Here is a 15,300-nt window from a genome sequence, read left to right as displayed (position 1 = left end):
AGCCATTATGAAACTGCCTATTAGCGTATTTATCATCACCAAGAATGAAGAGAAGCATATTGAGAAAACACTACAAAGTGTCTCTCTTTTGGATGAGGTGATATTGGTCGACTCAGGGAGTACTGATGGTACTTTGGCGATAGCCGAGCGTTATGGCGCTAAAATCTACTCCCATCCTTGGCAGGGCTACGCCAAACAGAAGCAGTACGCTATGTCCCTCTGCTCACACGAGTGGGTACTGAACCTAGATGGCGATGAAGCGATAAACACCAGTTTAATCGAAGCGTTTAAGACCATTATGGAGCAAGATAAAGCGGACAGCGTTCGCTTTTGGCGCAACGATATCTTTATCGATAAACCGCTATCGTCTTGGAGTAAGAAACCTAATAACCATAGGTTTTATAAGCGCTCAAAGTCTTTCTTCGATGACTCTCGCTTAGCCCATGAAAGCGCAACGGTGGATGGCAAGGAGATCTTTATCAATGAAACCTTTGATCACTTTGGCTATTGCTCGATTGAAGCTATCACCAGCAAAAACAACAGTTATTCTGGCTTAAAAGCCGATGAGAAGTTTGCAAAAGGGAAGAAGTTTTCCAACTTGAAATTGATTACGGTTTTTCCGCTTATCTTTATCAAAGAGTATTTCATTCAACGGAAAATATTCTCTGGAAGACGCGGTTTTATCTTAGCGGTTATGGATGCCTATTACGCTTTTATCAAAGAAGCTAAGCTGTATGAACACCATCAGTTAAAAGAGAATAAATAGGCTTAATGCGATAAAGATAGCGCTATACACTGTATATAGCGCAAGCGACTAACCGCTATTATATTCCCAAGATATGACACACCTTGGCTTTAACTCTTTTAAAGCCAACGGAAAAATCCTTAGCCAGTTGGCTTTGACCAACCTTATATCTAATGCCGCGATGATCGCCGATATGGCGCACTGAGCCTTTAGGAAATATTGCTGCTTTAAAGCCTTTATCATGATAAAGCTCACTCATATTCAGCTCACCACCCAGCTCACCGATAGGTGCGAATAGCTGATAATCCTTGAGCCTTCTTAAACCTGGATTAAAGGTGAAACCATGCCATAGGCTTGAACGCTCTCGGCGTCTATGGTTGCGCTTCATTATCTGGTAGGGGGTAGATTGGTCTTCACCACAATAGAAGATCTCAGGCTCTACCGGATGCTCATTGGTATCATCTTGCTCTCTAAGCCAGATGGTCACCACCTTCTCATCGGCATTGAGAACTTTAAATGACTCCTCAATAAAGCCCTCACGGTAAAACTCCCAATCATCTTCACAGTGGAAAATATACTCGGAAGTGACCACTGAATAAGCCCTATCGATACTCTTCATCTGGCCTAATTGCGGCTCATTGTTAAGTACAGTGAAATCGATATCGGGAAATTTAGCTAGCACTCTATCGAGCTTATCCCGATTGTGGCTATCTTCAATAATCACATATTGCGCGATCGGGTAAGTATTAAACTTAAAGAAACTGATTAAGGTCTCTTCGAGCAGATCAAAGCGATTACAACTAGTCAGTACGAATGAAACGTTTGGATGATCCACTTACCTAACTCACAAAATAGAAAATATGAGGATAGTCTACCAAAAAAGCACACACTAGCAACGTTGAAAACAACTAAGAAACACACTTAAGCAAATAAAACAGCTGTAACTATGCTGTTAAATTGCCCGATACAAAAAAACAACTCACACAGACTAAAAATCAAAAAAACACACCAAGACAACAAAAAGATCAAACAAAAAACAAGCGTATGCACAAGGTCACAAAAAGCCCATGATAACTGGCTTTCAGCTCTTAACCAGAGAAAAATGAGTGTATAAAATACTCACTCTTTTTCGTTATGTTCAAGATTGGAAAGCATCATGACCTCATCACTCATCATTACCACTTATAACTGGCCCGAAGCGTTAGCTCGAGTACTTGAGAGCGTCATGTCACAATCTGTCACTCCCGATGAGATCATTATTGCCGATGACGGCTCTACCCAAGAGACGAAAGAGGTGATTCGCCACTACCAAGGTCGCTCCTCCATTCCAATAGTCCATAGCTGGCAGGAGGACAATGGTTTTAGATTATCCCGTAGCCGAAATAAGGCTATCTCTGTCGCTAAGATGGACTACATAATCATGATCGATGGCGATATGATCCTGCACCACAAGTTTATTGCAGATCACCTTAAGCATGCAGAGAAAGGCTTCTTCATTACTGGTAAACGAGTCAAGCTCTCACCTCAGTTAAGCCAAAAGCAGCTCAAATCTCCTAAGGCGCTAACACTATTTAGTCGAGGTTTATCTCGCGGGCGTGAGAATGCGCTTAGGCTCGCTTGGCAACCTAGCCTGATGAGCAAGACACAAACAAACAGTGTTGAGGGGATCCACGGGTGTAATTTGGCTTTCTGGAAAGCAGATGTACTAACCGTCAACGGCTTTAATACACAGTTTGAAGGTTGGGGGCCTGAAGATAAGGAGTTCGCCCTGCGTATGATCAACAGTGGCATCAAAAGAAAGCGCCTAAAATATGCAGGAATCGCTTTTCATATCTACCATGACGAAAGCCCTAAAGCCCTGCTAGAGGTCAATAGAGCTATTTTTGAAGATATCAAAATCAATAGGGCCCGCTGGTGTCCGCTAGGGATAAACGAATTTATAACAGTCGAATTACCCCAAACTGATGAATTTGATGCTAGTTTGGTAACTCACTCACTAGCTTAATATTGTTAAACTCACCCATTGAGCGTTCAAACACGGCACGATTTTTAAAATAGGAGTTATCAAGGAAGGTAACTTGCTTGCCTAGCAGGGTTGACGCGATGCACACATGCAGCCGGTTGGTCACGACCTGTTCAAACTTATCTAAGTGTGACAAGAACTCCTGAGCGGCATAGAAGTTGGTGGCTTTGGTTTTTGTCCCCAACGAAAATAGTGCCGACATATCCATGTTCTCAGCTGGCACCTCGATATCACTGCGCTCCTCATCTAACCGCAGAGCATTCAGCTTAACCTTGCCATTACGCTTAATATAATCGGCGACTTGAGCACGGCTTTTAGCCGCTTTAATACGATTTCGAATAGATGAAAGAGAGGATTTTACCGCCATAATACGTGTAAAGTCAGCAGCAAATACCATGTCATGGCTCAGGTATATTGTCGGCCCATTACAGACGCGATTAAGATACTCAAAGCTCACCTTTTCACGGCAAAAAACAGTCACACTATCGCTCAGCCCGCTTAAGGTTTCCTGGTATCCCTCTATGGTACAAGGGAGCAAAATCAATTGGCTAACTTGCCTATCAAGAGCACTAACTAAGGCATTGGAGTAGGGGTAATGTTCGGTAAATCCACCACCACCGCCAAGCACAACCACTTTATCTTTAAGATTAAACGTATCTACAATCGAGCGCCCTTTTTTCAAAGCCTGCTTAATTTCTCGAGGAGATATAACCTTGTAGCTAAGCTTCATATCATCTAGAAACTGAAAACTAGCAGCATTGATCAAAGAATCTCCGGCATTGCCTGGATTGGGGATAAACACGAACTCTTGCTCTGACAGCTCAGCCAGAACCCTTTTCAACTCTTGCATCAATACACCTTCAAGATAAAACTTATGATTAATTTACTATAGAGACTTATTTATCGAATTCATGGGCTAAGCCATCAAACACAGACAGAACAGGGGCGACCTCAATCATCTCCATCAGGTGCTCACCTTTGGCTCGTGTTCCCCAAACAACTGACTGACTATGTTGAGTCGCTATCGCCTCGTCATACACACTCACCACATGTTCAAGACTCGTATAGGGTCCAGTACGCCCTGGATTGGAGTGGGCATAAAGCCCGATAACTGGCGTGCCCTGTGTTACGGCCATATGAGCGGGGCCTGTATCAGGAGCCAATACGATTGAAGCTTGCTTTAATACCGCCAATAACTGAGTAAGCGAAGTCTTACCCACTTGATTTTCCAGTGGTTGTCTACAATGACTCACAATCTGTTGCGCCAAAGTTTGCTCTAACTCAGTAGGCCCACCACACAAGATCACCCGGTAACCTTTAGCGATGGCATGTTCTGCGACGGCCGCATAGCGCTCTGGTAACCAGTTACGCTCAGCTTTACTGGCAGCAGCACAGATCACTAAGCTCCTCTCTTCATCTGGCAGTAACTGCTTAGCAAAAGCTGTATCAGCCTCGGGAACTGGGATATTCCATTGTGGAGTAAAATCCGTCACACCTAAGGTTTTAGCAAACCCCATAAAGCCCTCAAGGACATGGGGAGAGGCTATCGCATCCACTCTATGGTTTGTGACTAACCACTGGCCCTCTTTTGCGCGGGCGCGATCGAAACCGATACGAGTTTTAGCCGAGATAGCCAATGATGCAATCGTCGCTCGCAGCGCAACTTGCATATGCAGCAAGACATCAAATCTCTGCCCTTCTAACGCTTTTCTCAAATTAAAGTAACTTCTCCACCCCTGAGATTTGTCGAAAATAACAAACTCCACTCCAGGCAGATGCTTAAGCAGCTGATACTCAACTTTACCTATCACCCAAGTGATCTTGAGGTTGGGGTATTGCTTCTGTATCGCTTGCACCATAGCCACGGCATGACACACATCGCCAATTGCTGAGAGGCGAAGTAAACACAAGGAGGTAATGCTATTTAAGTTTAGGCTCATAGGGAGAGATGCTTTTAAAGGAGTCACCAAGGGAGTTTAAATGAGATTGGATGAGGTTCCAAACTTAAAGCGAAAAACGCTAGCTGAAAGCCCCTAATCACATCTCTTACCCGCGAACGCGGCAAACAAACCCGCAACCCCAAAGACACAGAAGTAACAACCTAGACACTACAAAAACATACGCAAAACATTATTTAAAATATGTAAAAACATACACTTGAAACATATATAGCAAGAAAGTTAAATCTGATATTGACTCGTTTTTATCCCTATAGATAATCATCGTTTTTTCGGGCGATAAGCATGCTATTCAGAAAAGACATTAATGGCCTAAGGGCTGTGGCAATTATTGCCGTCCTCCTCTTTCACTTCGATGCAAACCTGCTACCTGGCGGTTTTGCCGGCGTAGATGTTTTTTTTGTTATCTCTGGCTACTTGATGACCTCCATTATCTTTAATGGCATCAAACAAAACAGATTTACTTTAAGCAGCTTTTACTCTTCAAGGGCAAAAAGGATCCTACCACCTCTGGCGATACTCTGTATCAGCTTATTGATATTTGGTTGGATTAACTTTTCAACTTCAGATTATCGAGACTTGGCGAAATATGCAGCAAGCAGTATCACCTTTGTTTCGAATTTCATCTACGCCAACGAAACCGGCTATTTCACCGCATCGGCAACTGAAAAATGGCTACTGCATACCTGGTCACTCTCTCTTGAATGGCAGTTCTATATGTTATACCCACTGCTGATATTAGGGTTGAGAAAGAGGTTAAGTGTCGATGCAATAAAACTCTGCTTAGTATCACTGACGCTTGTTAGCTTTATATTTGGTTTATATATGTCTAGCCATCTACCTGAAAAAGCCTTCTTTCATCTTCCTTTCAGAGCTTGGGAGCTCCTGTTTGGCGGCTTGCTATTCCTCTACCCCTTAAAATTATCACCTCAGTTAAGTAAGCCTGTTGAAGTATCAGGCATGGCGATGATCTTACTAAGCTATCTATTTATCTCTTCCAATAATGCTTGGCCAAGCTATCTCACCTTGCTCCCAGTGTTTGGCGCCTCGATGATTATTATCGCTAATCGACAAGAATCGCTCTTCACTAATAATGTGATAATGCAAAAACTTGGAAGTAGCTCTTACTCAATCTACCTTTGGCATTGGCCTGTTTGTATCTATCTATACCAGATGGGTTACATGCAAAATAGTGGTTTTGTCTTAATGGGAATTTTAGCTTCGCTCATTTTAGGCTGGCTATCTTACAACCTAATAGAGCAAGGTAAAATAACAAGGTATCTGCCCACTCAACTACTAGCACCCAAGTGGTTATTTACCATCACTTTAGTCGCTGGTATCACGATCTATCAGCTCCATGGAATCACCTCTGAGATACGGCCATATAGCACAACAGCTCAAGCCAAGTTCTTGGAGAAATATGAACACTTTCCTCTGCAGGGAGCCTACCTAGATCAATGCAATGCCTATCACTCACTAAAAAGTACCGGGGAAGCCAAAATAGCCACAAGCTGTAACCACTCAGATCACGGTACAGGCGGTATAATGCTTTGGGGCGATTCTCATGCCCAAGCTCTCTCACTGGGATTAAGAGAAACTCTCCCCGATACAGTCAACTTTTATCAAGTCGCCTCTTCGGGCTGCAAACCTAGTCTTAAACAAAGTGATGATCAGTCAAGCTTAGCCCAAGCTTGCAACGCCTCTAACCAAATAGCACTTGAAACGATAAGCAGAGTTAAACCAGACATCGTTATCATTGCTCAGGCTAACCATCACCAAGATACCGATTGGAAACAGATTGAGGCTAAGCTGGCGCAGCTGGGAGCAAAAGAGACAGTACTAATTGGCCCTGTTCCTCAATGGCGTCCGTCACTTCCTTATGTGATTGCAGAGCGGCATTGGCAGGAAAAGGGGCAATACATTACCGATCAAGCGTTAGATAACTCGATTTTAATTAGCGACGATAAGCTTGATGTTCAAACCCAAGATGAAGATATAACCTTTATCTCACTGGTAGACAGCCTCTGCATCGACAAGGAGATGACCTGTTTGGCTAAGACAGATAAGCAGCAACTCTTAGTATTCGATTACGGTCATTTAACACAAGCTGGATCACGGCTGATAGCCAAGCAGATCATAGTTCCACAACTGATAAAGCGCCTTTCAGCCAAGCCAGGCTATACGTTCGAGCAGCTCGCAAAAGCAAACTCTCAACAAACACAGATTGAACGCTATAGTAAATAGCTCAATATAGAGCCCTAATAAGGGCTTTAGCTCTCAAACATAAAATCTCGGTAAGGATGATTAACTCAGTATCTAAGTTACTGTAGAATAGGGCTAGCTTGCTAACTTTAACTTTAACCATAAAAGCCAACTCCCTATGCCGACAGCCTTACCTGTGACAGCGACAACCGAGATGCAGATAATCATATCTCCTCAAGGAGCGATCGCTTTTTGTCACCCCACACCAGATACCATCTCCAGCAACTGGTTTACCATGGAGTATTGGCAACAAAAATCGGCGATAACGGGTTCATCAAAAGGGCGCTACACCACCTGGTTTGTGAAACCAGACCTGAGTGTAGGGGATGATAACCAGTGGGTACTGCGTCACTACTACCGTGGTGGGCTAATGGAGAAGTTGAGTAAGGATAGTTACCTATACACAGGGCTTAACAAGACTCGTGCGTTTGCCGAACTAGCTCTGCTTGTACGGCTCTATAATGAAGGTTTTCCCGTGCCTAAACCTGTAGCGGCCAATGTTGAGCGACATGGTCTGCACTACCGCGCCGATATCATTATCGAGCGTGTCGAAGGTGCACAAGATCTAGTCGCTAAATTAAGCAAGTCCTCTATGTCAGACAGCCAATGGCAGCAACTGGGTAGCTGTATTGCTCAGTTCCACCAGCGCGGTGTCTATCACGCCGATCTTAATGCCAAGAATATTCTCATCACTGAAGATCAATTCTATCTTATCGATTTTGACAGAGGTGAGATCCGCAATCCCTCTACTAAGTGGCAAACCGCCAACTTAGAGAGACTAGAGCGCTCCTTCAATAAGGAGAAAGGGATCCTCAGCACACTGCACTTTACTCAAGAAAACTGGCAAGCCTTGATGGCAGGTTACTCAAAAGGTTAGTCACTTATCAGATAGCGAGTTTCAGGCCTCTTTCTGGATTCATTGTGCAGGTTTGGTATTTGGTGTATTTGCTAAATACCATTAACTCCCAACCTCTATATTTTTACTCGTAGCGCAGCGTTCTAGCAGTGAGCCAGCGAACGACCTCGCAGGCACATTGTGCCGTCCTCGCAGGGCGAAGCCCATCCTCTAATTCCAACACCCAAAAAATCAATTTACCACGAAGACCACGGAGAGGAACAAAGACTAAAATATAGGGAAATAGGATAAAAATAACGATTTTTCACTCGCCACTCGTAGCGCAGCGTTCTCGCAGTGAGCTTGCGAACGACCTCGCAGGCACATAGTGCCGTCCTCGCAGGGCGAAGCCCGCCCTTCTAACTAAAAGACAGAGATAGATTTAAGCATCAATCAAGGTGCAAGCAAGTTCAAACTGCTGTTTTAGGGCACCTTTGTTGGCATCCACAACCCGTAAACCGGCTTCACTGGCGGCTTGGTAAGTTGGCTTATCATGAAACTTAGCCAGCAGTTCAGTCGCCAACTCTTCGCCATTGTCGATCACCTTTAATGCACCAGCGTCATTAAGCAAGCCTGTGATCTCGGCAAAGTCCCAATGGTTTGGCCCCACATAGACAGGTAAACCCAATGCAGCAGGCTCCAGTGGGTTGTGGCCACCATTATCAATTAAGGTCCCCCCCACAAAAGCTTGATCTGCCGCGCCATAGAAGGTGAGAAGTTCTCCCATGCTGTCACCGAGTAGTACTTGGGTCGTCGCGCTCACCTCATCTTGTTGACTTCGGCGAGCCAAACTCAGACCCGATGCAAGGATCTGCTCCGCTGCAGCATTAAACTGCTCAGGGTGACGAGGAACCATGATGAGTAAGGCATCAGGATGATCATTCAGTAGATATTTATGGACTTTTAACATAGCGTCAAACTCGCCAGGATGAACACTGCCAGCAACCCATATATGGGCATTATCATCACGCCACAGCTCACGCAGTGCTTTAGCTTGAACAAGCTTTTCTGCAGGAATGGTAAGATCAAACTTTAAACTGCCACAGACTTTAACTTTATCAGGGCTAACACCTAGAGCGACAAATCGCTCGGCTGCTTGCTGAGATTGCGCCGCAATCATATCTAAGCTTTGCAGCATAGGCTGACTCAGGCTGATCCGCTGTTGATATTGATCGGCCGACTTTTGTGACAACCTGGCATTGGCTAACATGATTTTCACCCCAAGCTTTGAGGCTTGATCGACTAAGTTTGGCCAAAGCTCAGTCTCCATAATGATGATCTGCTTAGGTGAGACCTGTTTAAGAAAACGTTTCACGCACATAGAGATATCAAAGGGCAGATAGCAATGTTGCACGCTCGTTCCCAAGGCTTTGACCACCTCAGCAGAACCTGTCGGGCTAGTTGTGGTCACTGTGATCGACATCTGTGGATACTGCTGTTGAACCGCTTTTATCAAAGGGATAGCCGCTAATGTTTCCCCCATTGAGACGGAGTGAATCAAGAGATCGCTCTGTTTTAGTTTGGCCAGCCCAAATCTCTCCCCCCAACGACCTCGATAACCTGGGCTTTTTATGGCTCTAAACGCCAAGTAGAGCACAAGCAGAGGTAGCAGGAGATAAAGCAGTATTGAATATAAGAAACGGTTCATGGAGTTTGACACTTAAGTAGGTGCTAACGGCACAAAGGGCAATGCTAACACAAGCGACTAAAATAGCGATAATTGACAGAGCGGTTCTCGAATTGTCGCAGCTTATTCTCAAGAATATTAAATTTAACTTAAATCAGTTTTGCCTGATGAATTCTGTCAGTGATAGTATACCTCTCGAACAATTTGGGTATCTTCACTCTTCAAAGATCAGGACTATGATGGGCCAGTATCAATCGACCTGTGAATAACACTTAACATAGATTCAATTAGGACGAAAATGAAAACCCGCGATAAAATAATCTACGCCAGCCTAGAGCTATTTAATGAGAAAGGTGAACGCAATATCACCACTAACCATATCGCCGCCCACTTAGGGATCAGCCCAGGTAACCTCTATTATCACTTCCGTAATAAAGAGGACATCATTCGCTCCATCTTTAGCTTGTATCAAGCACATCTAGAGACAAGCTTTCAGCCTTACGAAGGTGAGCCCGCCACCATAGATCTACTTATCGGTTACTTCGATGCCATGTTCTATGCCATGTGGGAGTTCCGTTTTATGTACGCCAATTTAACGGACATCTTAAGTCGTGATGAGGAGCTTAAATCTCTCTACCTCATCACTCAACAGCAAGTTCTTACTCGCTGCAGCCATGTGTTAAGCAAACTCAATCAAGATGGTGTTATCGCTATCGATGAGGAGGAGATCCCACACCTTGCCGAAACCATACGTATGATAGTGTGTTTTTGGATTGGCTATAAACAGACTCACTCGAGTCAGATGGAGATCACTAAGTCATCTCTCTATGAAGGCTTACTCAGAATACTGATGATATCTAAGGCCTACTCGACATCAGAATCTCGTACGACATTTGTCAGACTGGAACAACACTACCGAGAGTTAGCGGCGGCGCCCGTCGAGTAAAGGCTACAGGCCATGCTCCACCAGACCTAATTTGGTGGAGCAAATATCTCTCTATAACCCTAAAATATCTTCCACAATCAACTCCTAAGAAGCGGCTCTACCCTGCTGCTAGCACCAATTGTTACTGATTAGTTTTTTTAATGTGAAAAAGCCCCTTGCACTAAACTATATAATCTAGCTCTTACCAGTAAAAAAAGGCTGTGAGCCTGAGCTAGTTTAAGGTTAAAATGCCGCCACTCCAACAAACAAAATAATGCTAATTAAGGAGAATTCAGGTGGCAAAGACCTCATTCTACGATCAAATTAATCAACAACTTACCCAAGTAAAAGCGGAAGGCTTATACAAGAGTGAGCGTATTATCGTCTCTCCTCAGCAGACTGAAATTCAGGTAAATGGTGCTGAAGTGATGAACTTCTGTGCCAATAACTACCTTGGCTTAGCCAACCATCCAGAGCTAGTTAAAGCCGCACAAGGTGGCTTAAGCGATCATGGTTTCGGTATGGCTTCAGTGCGATTTATCTGTGGTACTCAAGATATTCATAAGCAGCTTGAAGCAAGTCTTAGCGAATTTTTAGGCATGGAGGACACCATTCTCTACTCTTCATGTTTCGATGCTAATGCAGGTTTGTTCGAAACCTTATTAGGTCCAGAAGATGCCATCATCTCAGATGCGTTAAACCATGCGTCGATTATCGATGGTGTGCGTTTATGTAAAGCTAAGCGTTTCCGTTACGCCAACAATGATATGGCTGAGCTTGAAGCCCAGCTAAAAGCGGCGAAAGAAGCGGGTGCACGCAACATCATGATCGCAACCGATGGCGTATTCTCTATGGATGGCGTTATCGCTAACCTCAATGGTGTATGCGATCTTGCTGATCAGTATGGCGCGCTTGTGATGGTCGATGACTCTCACGCTGTCGGCTTCGTTGGCCAAAATGGCCGTGGTACCCACGAGCATTGCCAAGTAATGGACCGCGTTGACATCATTACAGGCACACTAGGTAAAGCACTTGGTGGCGCCTCAGGTGGATTCACTTCGGCTAAAAAAGAGGTTGTCGACTGGTTACGCCAACGCTCACGCCCTTATCTATTCTCCAACTCATTAGCACCTTCGATCGTCACTGCATCTATCCACGTACTTGAGATGCTAAAGTCGGGTCAGGCTCTGCGCGAAGCAGTATGGGAAAACAGCCGCTACTTCCGTGAAAAGATGACAGAAGCAGGCTTTACTTTAGGTGGTGCAGACCATGCGATTATTCCGGTAATGATCGGTGATGCAAAACTTGCTGGTGATTTTGCCAGCAGACTACTTGAAGAGAATATCTATGTTATCGGTTTCTCCTTCCCGGTAGTACCTAAAGGTCAGGCACGTATTCGAACTCAGATGTCAGCGGCGCACACTAAAGCGCAGCTAGATAAAGCTATCGAGGCATTTACTCGTATCGCCAAAGAGATGGGCATCATATAGGGATCTATGGGATGAAAGCACTAAGCAAGCTTAAACCAGAAGAGGGGATCTGGATGGTCGATGCTCCGAAACCGGAGATGGGCCATAATGATCTACTGATTAAAATTAGAAAGACCGCTATTTGCGGCACTGATGTCCATATCTACAACTGGGATGAGTGGTCACAAAACACCATTCCTGTGCCTATGGTTGTCGGTCATGAATATGTCGGCGAAGTTGTCGATATCGGCCAAGAGGTCCGTGGATTCTCTATTGGCGATCGCGTTTCTGGCGAAGGGCACATCACCTGTGGTCACTGCCGTAACTGTCGTGCTGGCCGCACTCACCTGTGTCGCAACACGTCAGGCGTAGGCGTTAATCGTGATGGCGCCTTTGCCGAATACTTAGTGATCCCGGCATTTAATGCCTTTAAGATCCCCGATGATATCTCCGACGACCTCGCCTCTATCTTTGATCCATTTGGCAATGCGGTTCACACTGCACTCTCTTTCGATCTTGTGGGTGAAGATGTATTGATCACAGGTGCAGGCCCTATCGGTATTATGGCCGCTGCTGTCTGTCGTCATGTTGGGGCACGACATGTGGTCATCACCGATGTTAACGAATATCGTCTTGAGTTAGCCCAAAAGATGGGAGCAACACGCGCCGTCAATGTGGCTAAAGAGGATCTCAAAGATGTCATGAGCGAACTTGGCATGACTGAGGGCTTCGATGTCGGTCTTGAGATGTCAGGTGTGCCTTCAGCTTTCCACTCAATGCTTGATACCATGAACCACGGCGGTAAAGTGGCCATGCTAGGTATTCCTGGCGGCGATATGGCGATCGATTGGAGCAAGGTTATCTTCAAAGGGCTCATCATCAAGGGGATCTACGGTCGCGAGATGTTTGAGACCTGGTACAAGATGGCGAGCTTAATCCAGTCAGGGCTAGATATCTCACCTATTATTACCCACCATTACAAGGTTGATGAGTTCCAGCAGGGCTTCGATGCCATGCGTTCGGGTCAATCGGGTAAGGTTATTCTAAGCTGGGATTAGCCGTTATTGACTCCCAAGAGAGGGCTGAAGCATCAGCCCTTTTTATATTTTCACTCTACAGAGTAAGATTATGTCTACCTTCCAACATCTTAGCGTAAGTCAGTTGATTCGACTGTCAGAAGCCAACCCAGAGATTCAGATTGTCGATATCCGTGATGCAGCGAGCTTTGAATCTGCGCATATCAAAAACTCAGTAAACCTTAATAACGATAATCTTGCTAACTACATCGCTGAAGCGGATATGGATCAGCCCTTGATTGTGGTTTGCTACCATGGGATCAGTAGCCAAGGTGCAGCGCAGTATCTGGTTGAACAGGGATTCGATGATGTATATAGCTTAGATGGCGGCTATCAAGCGTGGCGTGAGTCAGAGGAATAGCCTCAAGAGGCTTTACTAAGTTAGTCTTTGTATTAATTAGAGATACTTGTATTTATCTAATCAAAGAGTGCTATCCTATCTAAAGTTCCCCTTCCGGATATAAGGCTCTCCTATGATAGAGATAGGCAGGTTACCTAATGAAAGAGCGGCTCAAGCTCTGGTTGATTATCTCAAAGGAGAGAAGATCGACTGCAAAGTTATCCCCTCTGAACAAGGTGTCATTCTAGCCGTAGTTCATGATCACGATAGCCTGAAAGCCACCATGGAGTTTCAGCAATTCGTGCTAAATCCCCACGACGATAAATATCTACAAGCCTCATGGGATAATGGTGATACACGCTTAAAAATGGATTATGGCGCGCCATCTCTGCAGCTGCTAACTCAGTTTATCTCTGGCGCAGGTCCTCTTACACTGGCAGTCTTCTTTATCTGCATCTTAGTGTTTGCTGGTTTCAACTTAGGTTTTGCCAACCCTATTTACGAATACCTCTCCTTTTTCGGTGCAGTTCCCGGCTCAGGTCTCAGCCAGTTTTGGCGGATTTTTACGCCAACCTTGCTTCACTTCTCCGCCCTACACATCATCTTTAATCTACTCTGGTGGTGGTACCTAGGAGGGAAAATCGAGAACAAACTTGGGGTATCCCCGCTGTTTATCTTACTGCTTGTGGCTGGCACTGTGCCTAATCTCGTCCAGTATTACGTTGGCGGCCCTAACTTTGGCGGCTTATCGGGAGTGGTGTATGCCGTAGTCGGTTATACCTGGATCATGGGAGTAAAGCGCCCAGAGCTTGGCATCGGGCTGCCTCCAGCCTATATCGGCTTTATGCTGTTATGGCTCGTTTTTGGCTTTACCGATCTATTCGGTCTCTCTATCGCTAATGGCGCACATGTAGGCGGACTTGTCGTTGGTCTACTGCAGGGATTTATCGACAGCAAAAGACGAGCTTAAGAGCCCTAAAGTTTAGGGCTTTACTACACGTTAAACCAGTTCCAGCACCTTTTTAACTAGCTTCTCAATGCCGAGATTCGCCTCCGAGATACTGCCAGCCAACATATAAGCTGGCGTACTCACCACTTTTCTCTCTTCGTCGACAATAATCTCTTGAACCTCAGCTTCCTGATGTACGCCGCCCATTAAATTAAACGCTTGTGCCGTCTCGAGATCTGAGCCTATGGTGCCGTTAACACCTTCACCATACAGTCTTGGGATCATAATCGGTGCGATACAGATAAATCCAACTGGTTTACTAGCCTCAACAAACTCACGAATAAATACACTTACTTCTGGCGAAACTTCACAATCACTGCCATTGGTTGCAAAGTTACACAGGTTTTTTGCCGCACCAAATCCACCAGGAATAATCAGCCCATCAAAAATAGCGATATCCAACTCGTCGGTGGCCTTTACCTCTCCACGAGCAATGCGCGCTGATTCAATCAATACATTACGCTCCTCGCCTGCTTCAACCTCACCAGTTAAATGATTAACCACATGCATCTGATTAACATTAGGAGCGAAGCATTGATACTCTGCGCCTAACTTATCCAGCGCTAACATAGCTAAAACAGACTCATGTATCTCGCTACCATCGAAAACGCCGGCACCACTCAGAAGCACTGCTATTTTTTTCATTAAAATCTCTCCGTATATACTTTTTTATTTTAACAAGAGGGCAACAAACCTCTTGATCTGTTTATTTTTCGTGCTAAGTTAGTTCATCCACTTTATCAACAGCTGTTTATTCAACCAAGAGATAAGAGCTATAAGAACAAAAATAATAAAGTCCACAAAATAAAAATAAAATAAAGAAACTAGAACCTACTTCACACTTTTTTATTTTAACCTAACTTTTCAAAAGCTTAGCTACCACTCAATTTGAATGAGTTCGTAACTTTCACTCTTGCTGTTTTTTTTAACACACAGACTTATCCACAGGCTGTTAGTTAAATTATCATGGC

At 44.7% G+C, this 15,300-nt stretch carries 14 protein-coding genes; 9 read left to right on the top strand and 5 right to left on the bottom strand.

From position 1 onward, the window contains the following. Positions 1-7: 7 nt before the first annotated feature. The gene (locus K0625_RS21230; protein WP_220111466.1) at positions 8-766 is read left to right on the top strand and encodes a glycosyltransferase family 2 protein; all 759 of its coding nucleotides are present in this window, start codon (positions 8-10) and stop codon (positions 764-766) included. A gap of 58 nt (positions 767-824) precedes the next feature. On the opposite strand, the gene K0625_RS21225 is transcribed toward K0625_RS21230, so the two are convergent. Further along, a complete protein-coding gene (locus tag K0625_RS21225; protein WP_220111465.1) occupies positions 825-1,580 on the bottom strand; it encodes a glycosyltransferase in 756 nt (251 codons plus the stop codon). Positions 1,581-1,901: 321 nt separating this feature from the next. Between K0625_RS21225 and K0625_RS21220 the strand changes: the two genes are divergently transcribed. Continuing rightward, the gene (locus tag K0625_RS21220; RefSeq protein ID WP_220111464.1) at positions 1,902-2,750 is read left to right on the top strand and encodes a glycosyltransferase family 2 protein; all 849 of its coding nucleotides are present in this window, start codon (positions 1,902-1,904) and stop codon (positions 2,748-2,750) included. Here K0625_RS21220 and K0625_RS21215 read toward each other — a convergent pair. Both K0625_RS21215 and K0625_RS21210 read right to left on the bottom strand, forming a co-directional pair. Continuing rightward, positions 2,722-3,618 carry a polysaccharide pyruvyl transferase family protein gene (locus K0625_RS21215; protein ID WP_220111463.1) on the bottom strand — a complete coding sequence of 299 codons (897 nt, stop codon included), beginning with the start codon at positions 3,616-3,618 and terminating at the stop codon, positions 2,722-2,724. The genes K0625_RS21220 and K0625_RS21215 overlap by 29 nt on opposite strands. Before the next feature lie 46 nt (positions 3,619-3,664). After that, positions 3,665-4,708 (bottom strand): glycosyltransferase family 9 protein, encoded by a 1,044-nt coding sequence (locus tag K0625_RS21210; protein ID WP_220111462.1) that lies wholly within the window; start codon positions 4,706-4,708, stop codon positions 3,665-3,667. Positions 4,709-5,011: 303 nt separating this feature from the next. Between K0625_RS21210 and K0625_RS21205 the strand changes: the two genes are divergently transcribed. After that, positions 5,012-6,970, top strand: a complete 1,959-nt coding sequence (locus K0625_RS21205; RefSeq protein ID WP_220111461.1) for an acyltransferase family protein — start codon at positions 5,012-5,014, stop codon at positions 6,968-6,970. A gap of 136 nt (positions 6,971-7,106) precedes the next feature. Further along, positions 7,107-7,865: a 3-deoxy-D-manno-octulosonic acid kinase gene (locus K0625_RS21200; RefSeq protein ID WP_232847224.1), complete on the top strand. Its 759-nt coding sequence runs from the start codon at positions 7,107-7,109 to the stop codon at positions 7,863-7,865. 400 nt (positions 7,866-8,265) lie between these two features. Here K0625_RS21200 and waaA read toward each other — a convergent pair whose 3' ends face one another. Next, positions 8,266-9,531, bottom strand: coding sequence for a lipid IV(A) 3-deoxy-D-manno-octulosonic acid transferase (gene waaA, locus K0625_RS21195; protein ID WP_220111460.1), 1,266 nt, complete (start codon positions 9,529-9,531; stop codon positions 8,266-8,268). Between the two features lie 277 nt (positions 9,532-9,808). Between waaA and K0625_RS21190 the strand changes: the two genes are divergently transcribed. The 5 genes from K0625_RS21190 (at position 9,809) to glpG (ending at position 14,290) form a co-directional block, all read left to right on the top strand. Further along, positions 9,809-10,456 carry a TetR/AcrR family transcriptional regulator gene (locus K0625_RS21190; protein ID WP_220111459.1) on the top strand — a complete coding sequence of 216 codons (648 nt, stop codon included), beginning with the start codon at positions 9,809-9,811 and terminating at the stop codon, positions 10,454-10,456. 275 nt (positions 10,457-10,731) lie between these two features. Beyond that, a complete protein-coding gene (locus K0625_RS21185; protein WP_220111458.1) occupies positions 10,732-11,925 on the top strand; it encodes a glycine C-acetyltransferase in 1,194 nt (397 codons plus the stop codon). A gap of 11 nt (positions 11,926-11,936) precedes the next feature. Continuing rightward, positions 11,937-12,962: an L-threonine 3-dehydrogenase gene (gene tdh, locus K0625_RS21180; RefSeq protein ID WP_220111457.1), complete on the top strand. Its 1,026-nt coding sequence runs from the start codon at positions 11,937-11,939 to the stop codon at positions 12,960-12,962. 70 nt (positions 12,963-13,032) lie between these two features. Continuing rightward, positions 13,033-13,341 carry a thiosulfate sulfurtransferase GlpE gene (gene glpE / locus K0625_RS21175; protein WP_220111456.1) on the top strand — a complete coding sequence of 103 codons (309 nt, stop codon included), beginning with the start codon at positions 13,033-13,035 and terminating at the stop codon, positions 13,339-13,341. A gap of 112 nt (positions 13,342-13,453) precedes the next feature. After that, on the top strand, positions 13,454-14,290 hold the full coding sequence (glpG, locus tag K0625_RS21170; protein ID WP_220111455.1) for a rhomboid family intramembrane serine protease GlpG: 837 nt from the start codon (positions 13,454-13,456) through the stop codon (positions 14,288-14,290). A gap of 30 nt (positions 14,291-14,320) precedes the next feature. Here glpG and elbB read toward each other — a convergent pair whose 3' ends face one another. Continuing rightward, positions 14,321-14,974 (bottom strand): isoprenoid biosynthesis glyoxalase ElbB, encoded by a 654-nt coding sequence (elbB, locus tag K0625_RS21165; RefSeq protein WP_220111454.1) that lies wholly within the window; start codon positions 14,972-14,974, stop codon positions 14,321-14,323. Between the last annotated feature and the right edge of the window lie 326 nt (positions 14,975-15,300).

It is taken from the genome of Shewanella nanhaiensis (assembly GCF_019457885.1).
Taxonomy (GTDB): domain Bacteria; phylum Pseudomonadota; class Gammaproteobacteria; order Enterobacterales; family Shewanellaceae; genus Shewanella; species Shewanella nanhaiensis.
This window is presented reverse-complemented; position numbering and strand designations above follow the sequence as displayed.

Bases quoted from the DNA above. Each gene is read 5' to 3' on its own strand.
- K0625_RS21215 (WP_220111463.1), bottom strand. From the start codon at position 3,618: ATGCAAGAGTTGAAAAGGGTTCTGGCTGAGCTGTCAGAGCAAGAGTTC.
- K0625_RS21190 (WP_220111459.1), top strand. From the start codon at position 9,809: ATGAAAACCCGCGATAAAATAATCTACGCCAGCCTAGAGCTATTTAAT.
- waaA (WP_220111460.1), bottom strand. From the start codon at position 9,531: ATGAACCGTTTCTTATATTCAATACTGCTTTATCTCCTGCTACCTCTG.
- K0625_RS21205 (WP_220111461.1), top strand. From the start codon at position 5,012: ATGCTATTCAGAAAAGACATTAATGGCCTAAGGGCTGTGGCAATTATT.
- elbB (WP_220111454.1), bottom strand. From the start codon at position 14,974: ATGAAAAAAATAGCAGTGCTTCTGAGTGGTGCCGGCGTTTTCGATGGT.
- K0625_RS21210 (WP_220111462.1), bottom strand. From the start codon at position 4,708: ATGAGCCTAAACTTAAATAGCATTACCTCCTTGTGTTTACTTCGCCTC.
- glpE (WP_220111456.1), top strand. From the start codon at position 13,033: ATGTCTACCTTCCAACATCTTAGCGTAAGTCAGTTGATTCGACTGTCA.
- K0625_RS21220 (WP_220111464.1), top strand. From the start codon at position 1,902: ATGACCTCATCACTCATCATTACCACTTATAACTGGCCCGAAGCGTTA.
- tdh (WP_220111457.1), top strand. From the start codon at position 11,937: ATGAAAGCACTAAGCAAGCTTAAACCAGAAGAGGGGATCTGGATGGTC.
- K0625_RS21230 (WP_220111466.1), top strand. From the start codon at position 8: ATGAAACTGCCTATTAGCGTATTTATCATCACCAAGAATGAAGAGAAG.
- K0625_RS21200 (WP_232847224.1), top strand. From the start codon at position 7,107: ATGCCGACAGCCTTACCTGTGACAGCGACAACCGAGATGCAGATAATC.
- glpG (WP_220111455.1), top strand. From the start codon at position 13,454: ATGATAGAGATAGGCAGGTTACCTAATGAAAGAGCGGCTCAAGCTCTG.